This is a genomic window from Pyrinomonas sp. (assembly GCF_040289685.1).
Classification (GTDB): Bacteria; Acidobacteriota; Blastocatellia; order Pyrinomonadales; family Pyrinomonadaceae; genus Pyrinomonas.
This window is the reverse complement of record NZ_PSLQ01000007.1, coordinates 54,040-77,021: the sequence shown is the minus strand read 5'-3', so window position 1 is coordinate 77,021 and position 22,982 is coordinate 54,040. Positions and strand designations below refer to the sequence as shown.

Here is a 22,982-nt window from a genome sequence, read left to right as displayed (position 1 = left end):
TGGCGTGCCTTGACCGCTGGTGATCGTGCCAGCCGACACGGTCCAGTTATAGGTCAGCGTGCGATCCGCCGGTGCGTCCTGCACGTTGGCCGTGAAGGTGATCGGCTGACCTTGCAACACCGGCTCGGTCGGGCACGTCACCGAAATCGTCGGGCAGGTCGGCGGTGGCGACGGTGGCGGCGGGCATTCGCCCACTGTCACGCTCGTCGAAGCAAAAGAGACGCAACCGCAACCATCATCCACTTCGACGTTGGCCGTATAGGTTCCCGGCTGCACGCCCGACAGATCCCACGTCACGTTTGGACCTTCGCCGATGATGCGACCAGCCGTAACGCTCCAGTTGTAAAGGAGCGTGTCGCCATCAGGATCGGTCGCTGACGCCGAAAGCTGCACGCGCGAATCGGGCGGATTGGCCTGCGACGGGTCGCGCGGGCAGACTGTGATTGAGGTCGGATTAGCCGTCACCGAGACGGTCGGCGGTTGGTTCGGCAAGAATTCTGGCGCACGCTCATTGCGTCGTCCGACAAAGAACTGGAACAGGTATCCGTTCGGATCGTCTGATGGCGTGAAGCCACGCGGGAACGTTCGGCTGAAGTGATCCTGATCCTGCTGATTCAGGTGGCGACGGTAAGCTGCGCTGAAGCCCATGTAGCGCGTCGGGAAGATGCGCACGCCGAGCAACGCATCAACGGGACTGTTCTCGAAAGCGTTGGGCGTGCGTCCGCCGACGTACTGCGTCGAGCGAAGTTCCGCGATGGGCTGGAAGTGCTTGTTGACCGGAAAGTCGAAACCGACCCCCGCAATGAACTCATCGGGCCGGTCGAGCAAGCTGACTTTGCCCGTGCGGAAGGCTTCGCTCCGCGGATTGCTGTTCAGGATATACCCGAAGTTGACCGAAATATTGACCGATCGACTTACGCGGCCATCTGCGAAGAAGATCAAGCCGAAATCGCCGATATCGCCGCCCGGGCTGGCACCGCGCTGCAATTGGTTGAAGCCCGCAGCATCATCCGCTTTGTCGGCGTAGAAACGATAGAACGGAATCAAACCGACGCCGAGCGGATTGTTCGGCCCGGTGAAACGGAACTTCGCGCCGACGACGAAGGTGCTGAAGGCCGATTCGCCGTACAAGCGGTTGATGAACGGCGCGTCCGGCAGATAGGCCGGCTGAAGCGTCGAGGTCACCGGACCTACAATGGTCGGTTGCCCGCCGGGGGTAAAGCCCGGAATCGCCCCAGTTGCCAACACTACACCAGGCAGGATGCTTCCAAAGACCGAACCCAAGCACGGGAAGTTAGCCGCCGCGCCAAATCTCGATCCCCCGCCAGTCGGCGACCCGATCTGCGCGTTGAAGCCCGGGAAGCCAAACCTGCCGCCAGGAGGCCCCGGAGCCAGTCCGAAGTTCCCGCACGAGCCGCCCACATACGGGAACGGGACGAACGGCTGCGAGTTAGGTGGACGATAGAGTGCCCCGCTAGCGGCGACCTGCGTCCCGACGTTCGGCCCTGTCGGCGCGAGCACAATCGCCGGGGCGCTGAAGAAGCGCGAGTTCGGCAGATAAAAGCTCGACAGGTTTCGTGGGCTGTTGACCTTGATCCCACGGTAAGCGTCAGTGTTGAAAAATAGCTCTAGGTAGTCCGAAAGTCCGATTTGAAAGCTAATCGGCGCTTCCGTGATGTCGACGTTACCTGGATCGCGGTCGTAGTTGCTATATCCGAAGCTAAAGGTGAACTCTCCGCGCCGCAGTGTCTGTCCATCGTAGATGGTGAACAGACCGGTCGGCCCACCAATGGGGCCGCCCGTGCCGACGGTCGGAGCCAGATTCCGCGGATCAGTCTCCGGCCTGAGGGTTTGCGCGGACGCTGCGGCACATAACATCACAATGGCGAGCGCAGCAACGAGCGCTCCTCTCGCGAATCTCATCGCATTCCTCCTGCGAAACGAGTTGTTTCAATTTATTCAATCGCTTCAATCTCTGATCCATTCGCTCCCGCCGCGCAGGCGAGATGGAATCGTAGAACCAGAGCGATCTTGCGTCTCGGATGAGAACACAAGATCGGAGACCGCACGTCCTTCCGAGCAAAAGACGTGCCGCCACATCGGCAAACGGTCGCTCAAGCCCGCTTGTCCTCGGTTTGGTCCGGCTCGGTCGGAACCGAAGCGCGAGCGTTCGAATATCATTTTCCGTGTCAAAAATCTAGTTCGCTCAACCGTTCCGGTGGTCCATCCGGACGGCGCGCGCCCGACTTGCGCGTCGGCTTCCGGCAGACCATACCCCAGCTCGGCGCGGAAATCAAGTCTTTTTTACGACTTAGCCGAAAAATTTTCCGCCCCTCGCCTCGTCAGGCGTAGAACCCGCGCATGCGCGTGTCGTAGGCCACACGGTCAATGGCCAACATGTATGCCGCCGTCCGCGTATCGACCCGGTGGCGTTCGGCATAGCGACAAACGTCATTGAAACTGGCGACCATAACATCTTGGAGCCGCTCGTTGACCACATCCTCTCGCCAGAAATAGCCCATGCGGTCTTGCACCCACTCGAAATACGAGACCGTCACGCCGCCGGCGTTGGCCAGAATGTCTGGGATGACGAAGATGCCCTTCTCGTGAAGGATGCTGTCGGCGGCTGCGGTGGTCGGGCCATTAGCTCCTTCGGCCAATACTTTGCACTTGATGCGGTCGGCATTGTGCGACGTGATCTGATTCTCCGTCGCGCACGGGGCCAAGACGTCGCAATCGAGTTCAAGCAGTTCTTGATTGGTGATCTGCTCAGCTCCCGGGTAATCCTCGAATGAGCGCGTGCGCTGAAGGTAATCGAGCGCTGCCGGAATGTCCAACCCGTTCGGATTGTATATGCCGCCGTGAATATCTGAGATGGCGATTACCTTGTAACCCGCCTCGTGCAGCAAGCGTGCAGCCGTTCCGCCGACGTTGCCCGCACCTTGCACCACGACGCGCGTTTGCGGCGGCGTCATCTTGAAACGCTTGATCGCCTCATTGATGACGAACAGCAGGCCGCGCCCGGTCGCCTCGCGCCGTCCCGCCGATCCGCCCAATTCCACCGGTTTGCCCGTGACGATGGCCGTCACCGTGTGACGCGCGTGCATCGAGTAGGTGTCCATGATCCACGCCATGGTCTGTTCATTGGTGTTCATGTCGGGCGCGGGCACATCCTTTTCCGGTCCGATGATATCGATGAGTTCGGCAGCATAGCGGCGCGTCAGGCGCTCCAGTTCGCCCTGCGACATCTGTTGTGGATCGCAGATGATGCCGCCTTTGGCGCCGCCGAATGGAACGTTGACGACGGCGCACTTCCACGTCATCCACGCGGCAAGAGCCCGTACCTCGTCGAGCGTTACGTCCGGCGCGTAACGGATGCCGCCCTTGGCTGGTCCACGCGCGAAATTGTGCTGTACGCGGAACCCCTCGAAGACTTGCATCCGTCCGGAATCCATGCGCACGGGGATGTAAACTTTCAACTCACGATTAGGCACGCGCATGACGGCATACAGATCGGGATCGAGATCAAGCAATTGGGCCGCTCGATCGAAACGCGACATCATCGACTCAAATGGGTTCTCTTCTTTGATCTCCTTGGCATCATCTACCATCGGACTCGGCATGACTCACCTCCAAATGCTTGAAGAGCATCCATCGCACTTCATGGATGGTCGATCGTTCTATCTTCTCACGCGCGGTCATCTGCAAGGCGCAAGGCTTCGTTCATCGCACCGGAACGAAAGCCGTCGAGATCGAGCGTGACGTAGCGGAAGCCGAGCGCGCGAAACTTCTGACCGATGACGGCAAAAGCCTCGTGATTTAAAATGCGGTCCATTTCTTCGCGCGCAATCTCCAACCGGACCAAATCGCCATGATGGCGGACGCGAAAGACGCGCAGGCCCATCTGGCGCAAGATCTCTTCGCCGCGCTCGACCGTGCGCAAGCGCTCGACGGTGACCGGCAGACCGTAAGCGATGCGCGATGAAAGGCACGGGCTGGCGGGCTTATCCCACGTCGGCAAACCGAGCGCGAGGCTCCGCTCGCGCACCTCAGCTTTGGTCATGCCGACCTCGATCAACGGACTGCGCACGCCATGTTCGCCCGCCGCTCGTCTTCCTGGACGATGGTCGTTGAGATCGTCGAGTGTCGAACCGTCGAGGATGAACTCGATGCCGCGCGCGCGCGCGATCGTCGTTAACTTTTCGTAAAGCTCCGTTTTGCAGAAGTAACAACGGTCGGGAGAGTTCGCTCGGTAGCGCGGGTCGTCCAGCTCTTCGGTCGAGACCGTTTCGTGATGCAAACCGAAACGTTGCACGATCCCTTCGATCTGAGCGCGCTCGTGCGACGCAAGGCTGGCGGAAAGCCCCGTCACGCACAGGGCCCGTTCGCCCAGCTCCTCGGCAGCCACGCAAGCGACGTACGTGCTATCGACGCCGCCCGAAAAAGCGACGATCACCGCATCCATTTCACGCAACAGCGCGCGAAGCCGTTGCTCTTTACCTTTCGCATCGCTCGCCTCACACGCCTTGCCCATCGACTCTCGAATGCTCTTCATCTCCAGCGCTGCCTGCGATCTGCCGCGCTGCATGTTAACGCAGCCGTTTCGCGCGATGCAAATCAGGAAGCGCAGTCGACTGCATCGCCTTTAACTTGCGGCGAAACGACAGAATCGATTGGTTCAACACAGAGTGAGAACTGATTAAAAAGCAGCGACGCCCCACCGCAGAGTTCAAACGGAAGCGGGCTGGCAAAAGCGCGTGGAATTCAGGCGGTGAAAGGGAGAAGAACGTCGCCTCCTCCCTTCCCGTTAACGAGTGAAGCCAAGATCATCCGGCAGCCGCGCGACGAATCGGCCATTCCCTCTTCGTTCGCGAGTGGGCGCCGGATTTTTTGCGATCGCGCGACTCTGATTCGCCAGCTTTAGCGCATCGCCATGGGGCCGCTGAACTGATCTTCCACTGTGATCGCTTCCAACCGCGGCGTGGCGCGAGTGTGGCCAACGATGACGATCGTGTAAGTTTTACCAGCGTCGAACTTCACGTTGGAGATTGAAAGCATGGGACGGTTCTGTCCTTCTGGACGAATTTCGAGCGTGCCGGACATGGGATCAACCTCTTTGTATCCGCCTTCGGAACGGAAATTGATCCCGCTAAACAACGCTTCATTCTTGCCCTGCGGATAAACGTCGATCTCACCGGCATCGTTGGAAGCGTTGATGACGCGCACGCGAGCCTTGCCGCTCGACGGCGGAACTAGTTCATCTTCAAGCACGCGCAACGTGACCGCGCGACCATCTTCTCCCGGCAATGCGATCACCGTGTAATGCTTGCCGTCGCCCAAGCCTTCGCTGTTTTCCGCTAAAGGCTGCGCTGCATCCATGCCGGCTGGACGCAGACGAAAAGTGTGACGCTCGCCCGATAGCTCCTTGTATGGCGTGACGGTCTTGTATGCGACGCCGCTGAAAGCCTTCTGGTCATCCACGAAGACATCGACGGCAGCAGCACCCGGCACGGCGTGAATGACGCGCACCAGCGCATTATCCCGCTTTTTGACCTCCTCAGCCGGCGGCGCCGTCGAACTCCCGCGTTCGGTCTTGGTCGTCACCGGTTGATTCTGATTCGCTTCCCGACTACACGCGCCGCTCAACAGAGCGAGGACGAAAAGAAAGCCGACGAAAACTTTGCTCTTCATCTTCTTCTATGGCTCCTCATCCTTGAAATCCTGCAATAACGTTCGACTCGCTCGGTCACACGCTTTTGGACGCTCGATCCGCAAGCGTGCTATTATCGAACACGAAAAGCCGAACAACTGGGAGAAAAGCAATTTCCATGCGCAAGCGTCGAACAAGGTCTTATGTGAGCGGCGTCTTTGCGTTGGCGTTGGCGCTTGCTCCATCTACCGCACCGATCCGCGCGCAGATAGTTCAAATCTCAACACACGCCCCCATCGAAACCAAGCAAGAACCAGCGCTTGTCGAAGACGACCCGATCAAACTCTTCGAGCGCGGTCAGGATGCCCACGCCCGCGGCGATTACGCGCGTGCCATTGCGTTCTATGAGCAAGCGCTCAAGCTGCGCCCAGAATTTCCCGAAGCTGAGTTCCAAAAAGCAATGGCGCTGTTGGCAAGCAAACGGTCCGCTGAAGCCAAAGCCGCTTTTGCTCGCGCTACCGAGCTTCGCCCTGACTGGGTCTTCGCTTACGCGGCGTTCGGTTCCGCCTTGGTGACAACAGGCGACGCCGCCGCCGAGAAGATCTTGCGCCAAGCGCTCGCGCTCGAACCGCGGAACCGGCAAGCCATCGTGGCGCTCGCACGTTTGAAGGAGAGAACAGGCGATCTGATGGAAGCGCTTCGGCTCATAAAACAAGCGACTGCGCTCGCCGATGCGACCGCCGCTGACTGGCATCAGCGCGCGTTGCTGGAACTGGCAAGCGGCGATAAGCGCGCGGCGCTCGCTAGTCTGGATCGCGCGTTGACGCTCGATGCGGACGACGTCAAAGCCCGGCTTGCGCGCGCGCGTCTGCTCATTGAACTCAACGAGCCCGAACGCGCCATCGGCGATTTGCGCCTCGTGACACCCTCAGACGAAGCGTTGAAGATCGAGCTGGCAACGCTGTGGGCGCGAATTGGGCGTCGTGCTGAAGCGATTCGATGGCTCGACGCGCTCGGCGAAGCGACCAAACAACGCTCCGACGTCATCGCTTTGCGCGCGCAACTCGCCGATGAGATCGGAGAAGCAGAACGCGCTGCGCTCGAACAAGCGCTGTCGCGTGATCCGCGAAACAGCGCGCTGCTTGCGCAATTGGGCGAAACCTATCGCCGCAGCGACCCGACTAAATCGCTCGACTACTACCGTCGCGCCGCCGAACTCGAACCGAACAACGTCGCTTACATCGTCGGTTACGGCGCGGCGCTGGTCCAAGCGCGGCGCTTCGCTGAAGCCGTCACCGTGTTGCGCAGCGCGCTCGCAGTGGATTCGGCTAACTACGCCGCGCACGCCAATCTCGCCGCCGCTCTCGACGAGCTGAAACTCTACGATCAAGCGCTCATCGAATACGAGTGGATCCGGCGCGCGCGTCCCGACGTGGCGATCACCGATTACTTCATTGGACGCGCGCTCGATCTTCTGGGCCGGTACGAGGAGGCGCTCGCCGCTTACGAGCGGTTTCTCGCGCGCGCCGATGAGAAGAGAAACGCGCTGGAGATCGAGCGCGTGAAATTGAGACTGCCGAGGCTGCGGGAGCAGATCGAACGACACGGGAAGAGAGGGCCGTAACGACGAGCGACAACACACCATGAAAGACTCGCGACCAAAAGCTTCGCATATGTGCTCCGTCAATACGCCGCCGAGCGAAACAGGCGGGCCAGCCTTGCTCCAGCCGTCTCTTTTCGGAGCGAACGGCTTGCGTTTACTCGCCGCGCTCTTTTGCCTGCTGCTTGCCGCGGCAACGAGCGGCATAGCGCAGGAAATCTTTCAAGCGCCGCCGCCGCTCGTTCTCATCCCGAAAGAAGAAAGGGAGCGTTTGGCCGCGGCGCGCGATGCGAAAGCGCGCCTGCACCTTAGTTTGGAGCTGTCGGAGGCGAGGCTGATGCGGGCCGAAAAACTCGTCGGCGCGCAGATGTACGACGACGCCGTCAAAGAACTCGGCATCTACCGAGCGATCATCGAAGATGAGCTACGCGCACTCAAAGCAAGCAACGCTGGCGTCAATCGTCAACGTGATCTCTACCGCCGCTTCGAGATCGGGCTGCGCGCGCAACTATCGCGCCTTGAAGCTATTCGGCGCGTCATGCCTTCGGAACAATCAGCCAACATGCGCGCCTTAGTTCGCGCGACGCGCCGCGTGCGCGCCGAGGCGTTGAACTCCTTCTACGGTTATGTGGTGATCCGTGAATCCGACGACGAGGGAGAAGAGGACGACGGCGCAGAAGCGGCAAGCGAACAAATGCGCAAACGAGACGAACCATGAACGAGCCGAAGAAGCTGCAGATGATCCTTCACGCTCAACCTAGCAAAGCGATTTCGCTCTTGCGATCTTGGTTGATCTTGCTCCTCGCCGTCTTGCCGCTGCTCGGCGGCGCTGTTGCGGCGCAACAACGCGACAATCTGACGCCGCAAGAAGCCGACCGCGTGCGCGACGCGCAACGGATCGATAAACGCATCGAGGTCTTCATCAAGATCATCGACCGCCGTCTTTCGTTGCTAACTGGGCAAGCGCCTTCCGACCGAAAAGTCAAGCGGGAAAACGAGGAGTGGGGCGAAGTTCGAGGGACGCGCGCTGAACTGTTGAGCGATATCGCGCGCACCATTGATGAAGCGATCGACAATCTGGATGACGCGGCAACGCGCCCGGCGCAAAAAGATTTTCTCAACAAAGCTCTGACGAAGATGGCCGAGGCGGCTGCGCGCTACATCGCGCAGCTCGCCCCGCTTCGTGAGCAAGGTCTCGACCGGCAAGAACGCGAGATGCTGGAAAAGATCATCGAGAGCGCGCAACAGATCATCGACGCCGCGAGAGCGCGCCCCCAAACCACGAGCGAAGTAATTCGGCTCGATCCGATGAGCAACGCCTATCGCGTTTGAAGAGGGAGTCGCTCATCCAACCAATTGAAATTCGCCATCCTTAAAGGCTGCGTTCGCTGACGAAGCGGCCAAAACTTTGTTCGCCAGACCCTCAGCTCACTGAATTCGGGTTCGGTCGGCGCCCCAGTGTGAGTCTGATTCGACGTCGCGCTTCCGACTCTCGGATCATTGCAGAATCGGGTGACCTCCGCCGCGACTGTGGTCAGCCGTTTGACGGAAGAGCGACGGATCATTGTGAAAGAGCACGAGGTGTTCGCCTTCGTAGCGAACTACGTCGGCGACCCTCTTCCAATCGCGTTCGTGCTCGGCGATGACGAAGGCGCAAGGGTCGAAGCTGAGCACCATTCCCGCAGCATAGACAACACCGCCCTGGTCGTAAATGCTTCCAGCGTACTGCGCTGCTGGGATGGCGATGTCCGGCGAGTAACGACCTTCGCGGTCCGCAGTCCTATCGGCGCGCGCGATGAAAACGGTGTAATCGCTATGGCGCAAGCGGCGGCGATAACCGTGTCGGTGTGCGATGTCGAACAATGTTGAGAGTCCATCGTCGATTGCGCGCAAGATTTCCGCGGGCGGTTCAGTGCGCGCGCGCACCAACGTTCCGCGCGGCGTCTTCGTCGCATACAGGAAGCGATCGCCTGTTACGCGCTCGGCGCGAAATAACAGCTCATCGCCGTTTATCGTGTCGGATGAGTTTCCAATGGCGATCGCGACGCTGGCGAGACAAGCGGCGGCGATGGCTGCCCATTTTCCGCTCGAAACGCTTGTTCTGTTCACGCTCATGGAGTTTGTTCTGCTTCGACCCGAGGTTGAAAAGGCCAAACCGAAGCGTGGCAGTCCCTTTTCGCAACCACCACGCTTCGGCTCGGCCTGCAACGATCAAGGCTTTCCCCGGCCTTTTCCCTCTTGCTTTTCCCCTTGCTTGTCTCGATCCCCTTCTTCGTCCTTCTTTTTATCTTTGTCCTTGTCCTTACCCTCGCCCTCCTTCGGCGCTCGCACGATCACGCGCGGGCCGTCTTTGGGCGGAGGCTTCTTCCCTTGAAGCTCTTCTCCGTGAAGCGCCAAAGGGGCCAAGAAGAGCACAATCGCCACCGCTAAACACTCTTTGAGTAAGCCCTTCAATGCTCCGTTCCTCCTCATGTCTAACTGCGAGGCGCGCATGGGAGGAGAGGTCAACAACGCGCGTCCTTATTCCTCGCTCTCGAGAAAGCAAAACCGATGCCATGCGCTCGAAATTTGTTTCTTCTGCGCTTGCGGTTTGCCAAACGCGAGGCGAACGCACCGTTTCCGGCAAGCGCTACACCTTATCGTGCATCGCTGTGCGCTCGCCTTTCTTCGCTGTAAAGAACGCATCGCCAAAAGCCATCATCGGGCAAATGCTCGCCGAGCACACGGTTGTTCGTTGCGAACCAAGCGCGTGCCTTCCGTCGAGCGAAAGGTCAATGGGCGACTTTCGCTTGCCTCTCATGCGAACGAAGGCGGCCGAAATTCGCTCCCACGCCAAACCAGAGTTTAGGAGTTCGGCGATCAACCTTTCTTCTAGGCGTCGCGTTCGAAATTATAGCGCGCACTAAACGAGAAGTTTAGAAAGACATTGGCGATCAACGGCGCACTACCACGCGCGCGCTTCCTACATTACCGCTGTCGTCGAACGCGCGCAAGGCCACCGTTCGCTCTCCGCTGCTGACAGCGGGGTCGAATTCCACGACGTAGGTTTCGCGCGGCCCATCGGCGAGGCCATCTTCCGGAAAGATCGTCGACCATGGCCCCCCATCGATGCTCACGTCAGCGCGGCGCACCATTCCGGTCGCATCTTCGACGGCGAATCGAACGCGCACGCGATTGCCCACCAACTCCGGCGCGCTGGCCCGCACCACGGGCGGCGTATTATCGACCGTCACCGGATCGGTTGTTCGTTCGCCAGATAAAGCGCGTCCCGGTGGATTATCCGGTTGATCGCTTGCCACGATCTTGAAGATGTAGCGTCCATCGGCCAGCGTTGCGCCATCAACGGTGTAGAAGTTTTCGCGCAACTTGTCTTTGAGCAGACGAAAACGCGTTTCGTTTAGCGCCCGATAGTAGATCGCGTACTCGAGCGCATCACCGTTGCGATCCTCGGCCTGCCACTGCAAAGAGATAGCGCCGCGCTGATAGACGCGCCGCGGGGCAACTTGCGTTGGCGCGCCAAAGAGCGTGGGGTCGAGTCCTGAGGCTTCGATGTTGGGGTCGATTTGCGGTTGAATCGCCTGCTGCAATCCGACGCCGGGCGGCAGCACCGTGATTGATACCACTTCAGGCGCGACGTTGTTTGGCAAGTATGCCAGCTTGACCTCTTCCACGCGCGCTGGTCCACCGCTTGCGCGCAACACGGCGCGCCACTGAATGAAACGCGCGCGCGGGCTAGTGATCGGCGCGCCGTTTGGATCGCGGTATGGGGCGCTCCATTCGCTCCACGTCGCATCGGGCCGCTCGGTGTTACCCGTGCGCGTCTGCAGTTCGACGGCACCGCTGCCGCGCCACCAGATTCTTCCCCATGAAGCGACGAAACGCGCGTCGCGCACTGGCGATTCGTAGCTCCCTTCGGTTACCGTCTCCGACGTCAAGCGGAAGAGTTTGCCTTGATTGCTCGACGCGGCGAAGATCTGCTCGCCGCGGGCTACGAGCACTGAGATCTGATCCTCGGTGGATTGGACCAACAACGTGTCGCGCCCGCCATCGCTGACGGCGTAGATACGCCCCTTATCGCCGGTGCCAACCAAGACGCCGCCTTGCGGTGCAGCAGCGAGAGAGAAGGCCGTCACCGTGTTCGAACTCCACACGACGTCGTTGCTTCCGTCAGGAAGAAGGCGAAAGACGGCGCTGCGCGCGCCGCTCAAGTCATTGCGGCTTCGCGCCGGAGTCGGCTGCGCTGGCGGCGCGCTGCCCACCTCCTCGACGACCGAAACCGAAACGCTCGTTTGCGCGGCTGGCGGCGCGGCTGATGGCGATGTCGGCGTTGATGGACGTGCAGCGCTAGAGGCTGCATCGCCCAACGCGAGCGCGTAGATGGTTCCATTGGGCGAGACGGCGAGCGCGTGAATTTCACGCAACGGGGAATCGAGCAAAGCGAACACGCGCCCGTCCGGTCCAATGCGCAGCACCAGTCCTCCCGGGTCCGTTCCGGCGATCAATTCGCCACGGCCATCGACGACGAGCGTGATGACGTTGGTTTCGTTGATGTCCGCCAACAGCGAGTCTTCAGCTTTCGCGCCCGGCCCGCGAACGCGATAGATCTTGCCCTGATCGCCTGTGCCGACGGCCAGCGTCCCATCCGGCAAAACCGCGAGCGACCAGATGTATTTATCGGGCGGATCGAAGTAGATTTCCGCGCGCCCATCCGATGCGATGCGGTAGACTTTGCCATCGGGCGACGTTCCGGCATAAAGAGCGCCATCCCGTCCGACGGCTAGCGCGGTCACGTCCAATTCCGGCGCATCGTAAAGCAACGCGCCGCCTCCGTCAGGCGCGATGCGGAAGATTTTGCCATCGTGCCCCGTGCCGAGATAGACGTTGCCCGCGCTGTCAACGGCGCTGGACCAGACGTAAGATTGCCCAGTATCGAACAACGGCGCAAAACGCGGTGCGAGCGTCAGCGCTCCAGCGTCCGAGATTGACACGCCACGCGCATCGCCGCGCAACAGCTCCGCGCGCGACTCTATGCCCCAAATCACCGGACCGCCACCGCGTCCTATAGAGACCAAGACGAAGATCGCCGTCGCGGTGACGGCGAACGATTTGACGAGAAATCTTGTGTTGACCATTCCTTCTGTTTTGTCCGTAATGAAGAGATAGAAGCTTGCGTCAGGCACCGACGTAGCGAGCATACAAGGCGCGCGCCCGCGCCGCGTCCTCTGTGCCTCGGACAATGGCGCGACCATCCTCGAAGACGGTCAGTTCGTAATCGCCGAGACGCACGCGTACAAGATAAGGATTGGCTTGCGCTTCGCCGACGGCGCGGAACCGCTCGAAGATCTCAGCGAGATTGAGCCGTCCGCGATTGAGCGGCGTGATCTGCACGGCGTCGCGCCCGCAAAGCACGACGATCTGATCTACGGCCTCGGCTTCCAATGCAGGATAGCTCGTCCCTCGACACACCGGACACCCTTCGTCCGGCGTTCCGAGCGGAACGCGACGCCATTCATTACGCCATAGGTCGAACTGCATCAGCGAACGGTGCAGCGCTTGGTGACGCCCCGTTAGAATCTTCAGCGCTTCGGCTACCTGCACGGCAACCACCGTCGCGATGATCGGCATGATGACGCCCGCCGTGTCACACGTCGCTCCGCTTCCTGCTTGCGGCACGTCCGGAAAGAGACAACGCAAGCATGGCGTTTCGCGCGGAAGCACCGTCATCGTCAGACCGTAAGCGCCGACCGCTGCGCCATAGATCCACGGCACGCCGCGTTTGACGCATGCGTCGTTGATGACGTAGCGAGTCGAGAAGTTGTCCGTACCGTCAAGCACCAAGTCGCAATCAAAGAGCAGTTCTTCGATGTTGCTCGCATTGACGTCGACAATACGACTCTGCACTTCGACTTCGGAGTTGATCGCGCCGAGATGCGCCGCACAAGCGACCGCCTTCGGCGTCCGTTCGCGCGCATCTTGTTCGGTGAAGAGCATCTGCCGATGGAGGTTGGAGAACTCGACGAAATCGCGATCGGCGATCAGCAAGCCGCCGATGCCAGCGCGCGCGAGCATCTCAGCTTGCAACGAACCGAGCGCGCCGCAACCGACGATGAGCGCGCGTGACTGCCGCAGGCGCTGTTGCCCGCGCTCGCCGATTTCGGCGAATAGGATCTGCCGACTGTACCGATCTTCCATGCGGAAACAGGCTTTTTGGAGAAAGACCTTTGCGCCCCAAGCGACGAATCCCTTCTGTTTGACGATCGGCCCGACTCGCGCTAATCGCAAGGTCGATCCGAAGGACGATTCGTGCCTGAGCGCCGCGACACTTCTTACGTCACTCGTCTCGAGCAGAACGTTCGCTCAACGCTTGCCGCGCGGCTTCCAGCATCGCTTGGCGCGGAGCGCTTCTGCCAGTCCACAATTCGAACTGCCACGCGGCCTGTTCGACCAGCATGTGCAGACCGCCCACCGTTCGACACCCGACTTGCCGAGCTTGACGAATGAAGCGCGTCTCAGGCGGATTATAAACCATGTCGTAGGCGATACGCGCGCCGCGCAATTGTTCAGCGTCAACGGGCGATCCATCTTCATGGGCGCCGCGCGTTCCAAGCGGCGTCGTGTTGACCACCAGATCGAAAGAAGAGAAACGAGCCCCGGCAAGCCGAGCGACATCCAGCTCGAAGGCGCGCGCGAGCAGACGCGCCCGCTCCGGCGAACGCGCAAACAGCACGACTTCAGCCCCCGCGCGACGCAAGGCCCATGCGGCAGCGCGCGCCGCGCCTCCAGCACCGATGACCGCTGCGCGTGCACCAGCGAGATCGAGCAGGCCACGCAAAGGCGCGAGAAAGCCTTCAACGTCCGTGTTGTAACCGTGTAATTCTCTACCTCGTACCACCACGGTGTTGACCGCGCCCGTCCGTTGCGCCACCTCGTCCAGCTCATCCATGCATTCGATGACGCTCTCTTTGTGCGGCGCCGTCACGCTCAATCCGCGCCAATGCCAATCGACTTCGCGCGTTTGCGGATGGAGCAGGCGACGGATAAAAGCGCGTCCATCACCTGTTTCAAACGGAACGTAAACGCCTCTCAAACCGGCTTCGATCAGGGCGCGATTGTGCATTGCGGGCGAGAGCGAGTGACCTATGGGCGCACCGATGACGCCGTAAAGCGGCGTCCGTCGCTCGATGGAGCGAAGGCGATAAGATTCGATCAGGTCTTCGATCCAGACCTGACCCGGAGCCGTGCCGCCTCCGCGCTCCAGCGAAGCGTAGGTCAAAAAAGCTCCGTGCGCGAGGAGGCGCGTGGCAATGCCGCCCGTGCCCATCGCAATGGCGATCAGTTCGCGCCGTTCTCGTTGCGCCCTTTCGAGCAAGCGAAAGAGCGGCAGACAATCGAGGGCGTCGTGCGCCGTGACGGCGATCTTGATGATGCGCGCTGGCGTACGCGCCATTCTTTCGTAAAGCGCATCGAGATCCTCCATCGCACCCAATAGATCGTGATGGGAACAGATGACGCTGGACCAACCGAGATCGTCTGCACGCAAGGCTTCCACCAATTCGAGTTCCAGATCGATGAATTCCGGCATTGCGCCGTGCGCGCGCAATTGCCCCCAGAAACGCGCCCTGTCAGCCAACGCAAAGGAGCAACGTCCCCCTTCTTCTTCAGGCCGCAACGTCAGAATCAGCGGCAGCGGTCGCTCGCGCACCAACCGACAGAGCGCGGCGAAAACGGCGGAATTTGCGTCGAGCAAAGCGGACGCTTCCGTCAAATGATCGAGCCGCAATTCAGCCAGATCCGCCGTCGCGCACCGCGCCCGTTCAAGCATTCGCCGTGCGGCGTCGATGGTTGGCGCACTCAGCGCCACACAGATCTTCGGCGCAGCAGTTTCAACACCTATGCGATCTTCGTGAGAGGTTCCCGGCACTTCTTGATCGAACGACGCTCCTTGCTCTTTAGCCTACTTTTTCCGCTCAGCCCCTTCTTCGACAAGTCGAGCGGTCAACGTGTCCGCTTGTTTCTCCAAAAGTTTCGTCGTCCTTTCAGTCACGCTCGAGGGCGATGAACATTGCTCGTCGATCGTCGGACGCGCCGACGCACCTGCATCCGAACGCGGGCGTAGCGCTTGGTCGCGCCGCAGGCGGACGATTTGGCCGACGCCACCGCCGACCAGCGCGAAAGTCGGAATTAGCATCCAGAACCACCACATCGAGCCGCCTGGCGCGAAGATCAAAATGGCCAAAGCGATCAACAGAAAGCCGATCCCCATGAATATCTCGCGCACGCCCTTTTCGATGCTCGGCGGACTGCCTACACCCAGCCGATACCAGTCCGGAGCTTTGGCATCGGCGAGCCGTCCTTCGAGCGCTTGCGAAACGAGGCTGATGTTCGCCCCGCAAGCACGACAGAACTTCGCGTCATCCATGTTCTTCACGCCGCATTTTGGACAAAACATTTCGACCTCCCACATGTGCGTTTGGTCGCATGGATCAAGCAATGCCCGCACGCCGATGCCCAAACTACGTCTGCATTGGCCGCATCAGGCAAGACCTGCAACCGCTCTCTGGCGCAATGCTTCGAAAAGAATTGCGCCCGCCGCCACCGAAACGTTCAAGGATTCCGTACGCCCGCGGAGCGGGATGCGTACCACCACATCGCACCGTTCGCGGACGAGTCGCCGTAAACCTTCGCCCTCGCTGCCAAGAAAGAGGGCGCACGGTTGCGTCCAGTCCCAGTCGGTATAAACGAGCTCGCCATCCTGAGCGGTTCCCACGGTCCAGATGTGGCGTTGTTTGAACTCTTCGGCAAGCTGCGCAATGTTCGCCACACGCGCCACCGGCACGTATTCGAGCGCACCCGCGGCTGTTTTAGCGGCGGCGTCGGTCAACCCGGCAGCGTGTCGCGTCGGGATGAAGACGGCGTGCGCGCCAACGCACTCAGCCGTGCGCACGATCGCTCCCAAATTGCGCGGGTCCTCGATTCGGTCGAGGACGAGCGCGAGCGGCGGATCAGCAGTGCCGATCTGTTTTGCTAAACGATCAAGCAACTCCGTCGCCTCGGCGTAGCGCGCGGCAGCGACGAAAGCGACTACGCCTTGGTGATTGGCGTGCGCTGCGAGCCGCTCCAATTCCACTCGCGGCACGCGCAGCACGGGAACGCCGCAAACGCGCGCCATCTCACGAAGCGCGTTCAACCGCGCATGGTGCGCGCTTGCGGCGACCAGAATCTTCTCGACCGACCTTGTTCCCGCACGCAAGGCTTCGAGAACGGGCCCCACACCGTAGATGATCGCGCTCGCTCTATCTTCGATCTTCACGCCACACCGCCCATTACTAGGTTGAGCGCTTTCAGTTGCAAACTGCCATAGCGCGCGAATTGACGCTCGTTGCTCACCAAAGTAGTCATCGCCGTGTGTATGCGACCCAGACCAGCGCGCCGTACGCCAGCCGACTCCGTGCGCGCCGCGGGCGGCCACACGATATCGAGCCACCGACGCGCCTTCTCGTAAAGGTCATCGCATACGGCGCGGTTCGCTCGTCGCGCGATCTCTTCAATCAGTGCGTTCGAGTTCTCTTCGGCCAACAGACTTCTTCTTTCGCCGAGACAACTGAAGTCGAACCCATGCGCGACGACGCGCCACGGTCGCGGCCCAAACCCGAACAGATCGATCACCAGATAATCCGAGGTGAAATCGCGCGCCTCGATGATTTCGCGCGTCTCCGCGCCTCGCCCACCACGCTCTTCGACCTCTAGTCGGTGCGTGCGAATGCGTCCGCGCACGATGAGCCGCAGTTCCTCCCAATTCGCGGTGATGCGTTCGTCGAGCACGGTCCACGCCGCCAGTCGCTCATCGAGAAAAGCCAACCGGCGAAGGCGCAACGGCGCATCGCCGTTCAATTCCTCATCGGCGATGATCGAGGTCGTAAGGTTGGCTTCCCGCATCATCGTTTGCACGGATCGGGCTTGCTCTTCCGTGGCAACGCGCGCCAAAGGCAAGGCGCACTGCATCGCCAACGCATCGCGCAACAGATCCGTTTCGACATCCAACCACTCGGCCAATCGCGGCAGTTGAGCAGCGCTAGGCGGTCTGTTTGGCAGCGCGCAAACGTTGAATCCACGTTCCCATTCTTCTAGAGATCGAGCTACGATGCGCCCGCCGGTCAAGACAACGTCTTTGGCTGGAAGAGCTGCGCCGCAGTAAAGACAGCGCGTCCGCGTCGGAGCGTTGCGCCGCCCGCAGCTTTCGCACTGGACCAACTCGGCTTGCGTCCACTTCGTGCACCCGTCGCTTGGTGGACGAGGACTCATCGCACCGAAGATTATCGCGCCCATCACGCAGCTTTGCAATCGTCAACGGACGGTGCGCTATAATCCGCGCGCAGCAGTAGCCTTCGACCAAAGGAGAGCGCGCATTGCCCTTTCAGCGCCGGACCAGATGAGAGCCGGTCGAAAGATCTCGTTGCTGGCGTTTTTGGCTGCGCTCGGCGCAGCCTGTGGGCTGTTTGCGCCGCGACCCGAGACGGGGCAACCGCGCGCAAAATCTTCTCCCTATCCGCCGAACCTGACTTTCGACGCTTCGCGTCGCGAGCAAGCGTTGGCCGCGTGGACACAGCTTGTGCGCAATCAAGGGATCGAGCGCGCTCCGAATCCCGAACTAGACCCGGTGATGGCGACGATTCGCGCGTTGCCTGCGCTGCCGACCCGTTTGCGCCTGCCGCGCCTCGGCCTACAGCAGATGATGAGCGAAGACGAACTGCGCGAAGCGGCGCGCCGTTTCATCGCCGCATACGGGACGCTTCTCGGCACAGAGCCAACCGCGCTTTCGCTCGTCGCGGTAGAAGATGGTCCGCAAGGCAGTCGCGTCCTGCGTTATCAGCAGAGCGCTTTCGTCTATCCGCTCGTAAATGGCTACGGCGCGGTGGAGATTACGACGCTGCCGGATGGCCAGTTGTTGAACCTCTCCAGCTCGGCCATTCCGGATGCCAGACGCGTGACGCGCAGCGTCGCAGAACTTCGTCCGACCATCAGCGCTGAACAGGCGGTGCGACGTGCGGGCGGAACTGCCGTGCGGCGTTTGGTGATCTTCCCCATCGCCCAAACGCCCTCCACGTTGAACCTTCATCTCGCTTGGGAAGTCGTCGGGCAAGGCGCGCCTGTGTACATCGACGCGCGCACCGGCGAGCCGCTCGCCGCGCAGCGTTGACGAGCTGCAAGCCGAGCAGCGCAACACCGGTGCCCGCTCATCCGATGCCGCGTCGACGATCTTTCGCGGTGAAACCGCCTCGAAGCTCTTAAAAGCTTGACCTGGAAAGATCAAGACGGCATCCTATGTATGCGGAGTTTGTGAGCCTCTTCTCTTTCGGAGCGTTCAATCAAAACCTATGTACTACGATCCAACTAACAACATTTCATGGCAGCTAGGTTATCGCGGGCGTGTGGCAGTCTTCATTGATGGCAATAACCTTTTCCACGCGGCCCGCTTTCACAACATAGACATCGATTACAACAAACTGCTTCGCGTTCTGCTCGGAGACGGGCGTTTGTTGCGCGCTTTCTTCTACACGGGCGTGGATGCTGGAGCTGAACGGCAGCAAAACTTTCTGCTCTGGATGCGCCGCAACGGCTTTCGCGTCGTGCAGAAAGAATTGAAGACCTTTTACGATGGCACGCGCAAGGCCAACCTCGATGTCGAGATCACCGTCGATATGCTGACGCTAGCCGGTCGCTACAACACGGCGGTGCTCGTTTCAGGCGATGAGGATTTCGTCTACGCGGTCAATGCCGTCGCTTACAAGGGATGTCGCGTGGAAGTGGCTGGCTTCCGCTCCAACACGGCGCCGAAGCTGATCGATGTCGCCGACTACTTCATCGATCTAGGCGAGATCGCCGACCGCATCCGCAAAGATCCGCACCATCACTCGCGTTACTACGAGCGCTATCCGCATGATCACCCGCGCCATCATGCGGAGACGAACGATCCGTCGCTGGTTCACCACCAACGCGCCAACTCAGCGGCGCAAACGCCCGCAGAAGGGCCGCGAAATGAAACACGCGCTGCCGCAAACGACGAGATGGAAAGCGGATCCTTCAGGATCATCGTCTCCGATGACGACGATCCTTTCCATCTGGGCGAAGGGCAGAGCGGAGTGAGCGATCTGATCCGTGTGACGGATGATTGATTTTGAGAACCCCGCTTTGCAACGAAGAGCGCGTGCTCCGAAGTTGCGCCAAAAGCGATGAAGCTCTTCACTATCGAAGAGGCCAATCGATTGCTCCCGACCGTGCGCGCCATTCTGGTCGAACTCCAAAAGGTGCACGGTCGCTTGCGCACGCTGCGCGACCGGGCGCGCTTGGCTGCTGATAAAGCTAACTGGACCGGCGGCGTCGAGGGCGGCACCGCCTATGCCGCGGCGCTTGTGCAGCTCAGCGAAAAGATGGCCGAACTCGGTGCGCTCGGCGTACAATTGAAGGATCTAGATCGCGGGCTGGTCGATTTTCCGCATATGCGTGACGGGCGAGTAGTGCTCCTTTGCTGGCACATGGGCGAAGGCGATCGCATACAGTGGTGGCACGAATGGGATGCTGGCTTTGCCGGACGCCAACCGCTTTAGTCTAGTTCCCACCTCACAGCTCGACGAAAGACCGGCCTGCACAACGTCAGTAACATGCTCGCGCTTGGCTCATGCTCCGAGTCGCATTAAGCTTCGACGGAAGATCAAACTATGCTAGTGACGGTGGTAACGAGCGCGCCAACCGCGAGCCCCACGGTTTTTCGGTAAACATCAGCGGTTCCAAAAATCAAAACGCAGGCGGAACTGTATGTTGCGGTGCCCAAAACGTCAACCACAGTCTCTTGTGTGCTTTCCGATTGACGACTTAAAGTAATTTCTGATAGCATCCGCCGCGACTTCGTAACGCGCTTGGGGTTAGGAGCTTCGGGATCCAACCGCTGTTCCGAACCGACGAATCGAGATCCTTTTTGGAGGTTTGGACCAAAAATGCAGTGCAGCGCATGCAATGCCGTCTTCGACGACTCGCTGGACCGCTGTCCACATTGTCGTGTCGCGGCGAGCGAATCGCCGAACGGCACAGCGGAGGTGCGCCCGCTGATTGCACAGCCCAAGGAGGCAACACACAAAGGTTCGACGTTGATCGAATTTCCCGGCAACGCGCGCGCTCCACAACCGGCTTGGCGCAAAGAGTTGAGCGCGCGCGTGCGTGAAATCCAAGAGCGACGTGCGCGCGAAGCGGCGCGCGCTGAAGAGCGGCGCGAGTCGTCTTCCCTTAACCTCATCTCCAAACCCGAAACGCCGACCAATCCAATCGTCGCCGCAGCACTGCGGCGTTTGGAACGCGCGCGCCAGCAACCGGTCGCTTACCGGACCAGCAGCGGCAGAGCGGCAGCAGCTTTGGCGCGCGTTCAACAGACGGAGGAGAAAGCGGCGGCACCGCAAAAGGACCGCCGCCCGCAGCTTGCCTCGCCCCAAACGGAACAGCCCGCGCCGTTACCGGAGTCGCCGCAACGCAAGCTAGAACAGCCCAAGCAAAAGACCGCAGATAGCAAAGCATCGCGCGCCATTCGCGAGGTCGTTGCGCGAAGCGACGCGACGGAAGCGCACACGCCGCTTCGTCGAGAAGATCGTGCGACAGAGCATCGAGAACCGCTGCTGCGTCATGAGGCTTCGCAACGCGAGACAGCAACCGCGCCGCGTCAAGAAGTGTCGCCGCACGCGACCGACATCAAAGCGGGTGCGCCGCGTGCACCTTTTGTCGAGGGAGCGCGCCCGCAACCGCGGCGCGTCTTCGATGGCGTGCTTGATGACGCATTGATCGCGCGCCTCGAAGCGGAACAGGAAGAGCAACGCCGTGCGACATCCATTCGTCAATTGATCGACGATCGCGCCCCATTTTCGGCGCGCATGGTCGCGGCAGCGGTTGACCTTCTCGTCGTCGCGTTCTTCTCTTCGCCGTTTGCCGCCGTCATCGAAATTACGAGCAGCAACTGGGCCGATCCGCGCGTCCGTGCAATCATGCTCGGCATCTGCCTTTCGATGACTTTCCTCTATTCTGTCGCCGCCGTGACCTTTGCAGGGCGTACCTTCGGCATGTGGCTCGTTTCGGTGCGCGTTGTGGACGCCAAGACCGGCTTGATACCGACCTTCGGGCAAGCAGCACGCCGCGCGTTGGCGCTCATGCTGTCGTTGGCGACGTTTGGATTGGGTCTCTTCTATTCGCTCGTCAACGCCGAAGGGCGCGCCCTGCACGATCTGTTATCCGGTACGATCGTCGTGCGCGAATAGGGACCGATCGCGCTGCGCGTCGCGTGCTGAGTGGGAAAGATGTTCGATGGTTTCGCTTCAGCGAGCAACGGGCGTTGACGCAAGCTCAACGGCGAAATCCCACGTTTGATCCCCAGCCACGCGCTTGAAGCTTAACGCATCGCAGCGAAGGCATTGCGTGCGGCCGTGACGGTTCGTTCAAGCACCTCGTCTGTGTGCGCCAAGCCGATGAAGGCAGCTTCGAACTGCGAAGGCGGAAGATAAACCCCCTCGTCGAGCATAGCGTGGAAGAAGCGTGCGAAACGCGCGCGGTCGCTTCGCGCGGCTGCGGTCCAATCCCATACCGGACCATCATTGAAAAAGATGGTCCACATCGAACCAACGCGGTTGATCGTCACTGGCACGTCCGCCGCGCGCGCCGCTTCGGCCAATCCGGCACAGAGTCGCGCCCCAGCCTCTTCCAAACGTTGGTAGACGTGCGGATCGCGTAAACGTCGCAGCGTCGCAAGCCCGGCTGTCATCGCAATGGGATTGCCAGCGAGCGTGCCGGCTTGATAAACCGGTCCAGCTGGCGCGACGTACTGCATGATGTCGCGGCTTCCGCCGTAAGCCCCAACAGGCAGACCGCCGCCGATGATCTTGCCGAGCGTCGTTAGGTCGGGCGTCACACCATAAAGCTCTTGCGCGCCGCCGCGTGCCAGTCGGAAACCGGTCATTACCTCGTCGAAAATGAGCAACGCGCCGTTGCGCCGCGTTACGTCGCGCAGGCGCGCGAGAAATCCGGGGCGCGGCGGCACACATCCCATGTTGCCGACCACCGGTTCGACGATCACCGCGGCGATGTCGCGGTGTTCAGCGAAGACGCGATCCAAAGCCTCGGCGTCGTTGAAAGGAACGGTTAGCGTGTTCTGCGCTAGCGACGTTGGAACGCCCGGACTATCGGGCAGACCGAGCGTCGCCACGCCGGAACCGGCGCGCACAAGCAGACTATCAACGTGACCGTGATAGCAGCCTTCAAATTTGACGATCTTGGTCCGCCCCGTAACGCCGCGAGCTAGCCTGATCGCCGCCATCACAGCTTCAGTGCCGCTGTTAACCATGCGCACCATCTCGACCGACGGCACGGCCTCGATGATCTCCGCCGCCATTTCGACCTCTAGCTCCGTCGGCGCGCCGTAGCTCGTGCCACGCTCCAACGCGCGCTTGATCGCTTCCGTCACCTCTGCATCCGCATGGCCGAGGATCATCGGTCCCCATGAACCGACATAGTCGATGTAACGCCGACCATCGGCATCGGTGATCGTCGCGCCTTTGGCTTCGCGTATGAAACGCGGTGTTCCACCCACGGCGCGAAAGGCGCGCACCGGAGAATTGACGCCGCCGGGCATCAACCGCACGGCGCGACGGTAAAGTTCTTCCGACCGACTGTGATCGTTCTTCATGCTTTCACGACGATGAA

The 22,982-nt window shown here is 60.7% G+C and carries 19 protein-coding genes; 7 read left to right on the top strand and 12 right to left on the bottom strand.

The genetic code is table 11. The features are described 5' to 3' along the window. From C4334_RS03230 to C4334_RS03215, 4 genes are all read right to left on the bottom strand, one after another. Positions 1-1,923, bottom strand: a 1,923-nt coding sequence (locus tag C4334_RS03230) for a PKD domain-containing protein (RefSeq protein WP_502943385.1), incomplete at its 3' end; no start/stop codon positions are given. Positions 1,924-2,342: 419 nt separating this feature from the next. Next, positions 2,343-3,623 (bottom strand): Glu/Leu/Phe/Val family dehydrogenase, encoded by a 1,281-nt coding sequence (locus tag C4334_RS03225; RefSeq protein ID WP_352430641.1) that lies wholly within the window; start codon positions 3,621-3,623, stop codon positions 2,343-2,345. Positions 3,624-3,688: 65 nt separating this feature from the next. Then, positions 3,689-4,555 (bottom strand): ATP-dependent sacrificial sulfur transferase LarE, encoded by an 867-nt coding sequence (gene larE, locus C4334_RS03220; protein ID WP_352430640.1) that lies wholly within the window; start codon positions 4,553-4,555, stop codon positions 3,689-3,691. 365 nt (positions 4,556-4,920) lie between these two features. Beyond that, on the bottom strand, positions 4,921-5,691 hold the full coding sequence (locus tag C4334_RS03215; protein WP_352430639.1) for a DUF4397 domain-containing protein: 771 nt from the start codon (positions 5,689-5,691) through the stop codon (positions 4,921-4,923). A gap of 164 nt (positions 5,692-5,855) precedes the next feature. On the opposite strand from C4334_RS03215, the gene C4334_RS03210 reads away from it, so the two are divergent. From C4334_RS03210 to C4334_RS03200, 3 genes are all read left to right on the top strand, one after another. Beyond that, positions 5,856-7,274, top strand: a complete 1,419-nt coding sequence (locus C4334_RS03210; protein WP_352430638.1) for a tetratricopeptide repeat protein — start codon at positions 5,856-5,858, stop codon at positions 7,272-7,274. A 127-nt stretch (positions 7,275-7,401) separates the two neighbouring features. Next, positions 7,402-7,968: a hypothetical protein gene (locus tag C4334_RS03205; RefSeq protein WP_352430637.1), complete on the top strand. Its 567-nt coding sequence runs from the start codon at positions 7,402-7,404 to the stop codon at positions 7,966-7,968. Next, positions 7,965-8,582 (top strand): hypothetical protein, encoded by a 618-nt coding sequence (locus C4334_RS03200; protein WP_352430636.1) that lies wholly within the window; start codon positions 7,965-7,967, stop codon positions 8,580-8,582. Before C4334_RS03205 ends, C4334_RS03200 begins: the two co-directional genes overlap by 4 nt. A gap of 165 nt (positions 8,583-8,747) precedes the next feature. Here C4334_RS03200 and C4334_RS03195 read toward each other — a convergent pair whose 3' ends face one another. The 7 genes from C4334_RS03195 to C4334_RS03165 form a co-directional block, all read right to left on the bottom strand. Next, complete coding sequence (locus C4334_RS03195; RefSeq protein ID WP_352430635.1) at positions 8,748-9,365, bottom strand: hypothetical protein; 618 nt, start codon at positions 9,363-9,365, stop codon at positions 8,748-8,750. Between the two features lie 818 nt (positions 9,366-10,183). Beyond that, positions 10,184-12,382 (bottom strand): molybdopterin-binding protein, encoded by a 2,199-nt coding sequence (locus C4334_RS03190; protein WP_352430634.1) that lies wholly within the window; start codon positions 12,380-12,382, stop codon positions 10,184-10,186. A gap of 40 nt (positions 12,383-12,422) precedes the next feature. Further along, positions 12,423-13,442, bottom strand: a complete 1,020-nt coding sequence (locus C4334_RS03185) for a ThiF family adenylyltransferase (RefSeq protein ID WP_502943388.1) — start codon at positions 13,440-13,442, stop codon at positions 12,423-12,425. A 139-nt stretch (positions 13,443-13,581) separates the two neighbouring features. Beyond that, positions 13,582-15,111, bottom strand: coding sequence for a shikimate dehydrogenase (locus C4334_RS03180; protein ID WP_352430632.1), 1,530 nt, complete (start codon positions 15,109-15,111; stop codon positions 13,582-13,584). A 93-nt stretch (positions 15,112-15,204) separates the two neighbouring features. Further along, positions 15,205-15,699 (bottom strand): zinc ribbon domain-containing protein, encoded by a 495-nt coding sequence (locus C4334_RS03175; protein ID WP_352430631.1) that lies wholly within the window; start codon positions 15,697-15,699, stop codon positions 15,205-15,207. 84 nt (positions 15,700-15,783) lie between these two features. After that, positions 15,784-16,560 carry a 23S rRNA (guanosine(2251)-2'-O)-methyltransferase RlmB gene (gene rlmB / locus C4334_RS03170; protein WP_352430630.1) on the bottom strand — a complete coding sequence of 259 codons (777 nt, stop codon included), beginning with the start codon at positions 16,558-16,560 and terminating at the stop codon, positions 15,784-15,786. Continuing rightward, on the bottom strand, positions 16,557-17,552 hold the full coding sequence (locus tag C4334_RS03165; RefSeq protein ID WP_352430629.1) for a hypothetical protein: 996 nt from the start codon (positions 17,550-17,552) through the stop codon (positions 16,557-16,559). The genes rlmB and C4334_RS03165 overlap by 4 nt, the downstream gene beginning before the upstream one ends. Before the next feature lie 127 nt (positions 17,553-17,679). Here C4334_RS03165 and C4334_RS03160 point away from each other — a divergent pair, with 127 nt between their 5' ends. From C4334_RS03160 to C4334_RS03145, 4 genes are all read left to right on the top strand, one after another. Further along, positions 17,680-18,447 carry a hypothetical protein gene (locus C4334_RS03160; RefSeq protein WP_352430628.1) on the top strand — a complete coding sequence of 256 codons (768 nt, stop codon included), beginning with the start codon at positions 17,680-17,682 and terminating at the stop codon, positions 18,445-18,447. Positions 18,448-18,625: 178 nt separating this feature from the next. After that, positions 18,626-19,423 (top strand): LabA-like NYN domain-containing protein, encoded by a 798-nt coding sequence (locus C4334_RS03155; RefSeq protein ID WP_352430627.1) that lies wholly within the window; start codon positions 18,626-18,628, stop codon positions 19,421-19,423. 57 nt (positions 19,424-19,480) lie between these two features. After that, entirely contained in the window at positions 19,481-19,855 is a 375-nt protein-coding gene (locus C4334_RS03150) for a DUF2203 domain-containing protein (protein ID WP_352430626.1), read from the top strand. 387 nt (positions 19,856-20,242) lie between these two features. After that, positions 20,243-21,544, top strand: a complete 1,302-nt coding sequence (locus tag C4334_RS03145; RefSeq protein ID WP_352430625.1) for an RDD family protein — start codon at positions 20,243-20,245, stop codon at positions 21,542-21,544. A 131-nt stretch (positions 21,545-21,675) separates the two neighbouring features. Here the strand turns inward: C4334_RS03145 and hemL are convergent, their stop codons facing one another. Then, entirely contained in the window at positions 21,676-22,965 is a 1,290-nt protein-coding gene (gene hemL, locus C4334_RS03140; protein ID WP_352430643.1) for a glutamate-1-semialdehyde 2,1-aminomutase, read from the bottom strand. Between the last annotated feature and the right edge of the window lie 17 nt (positions 22,966-22,982).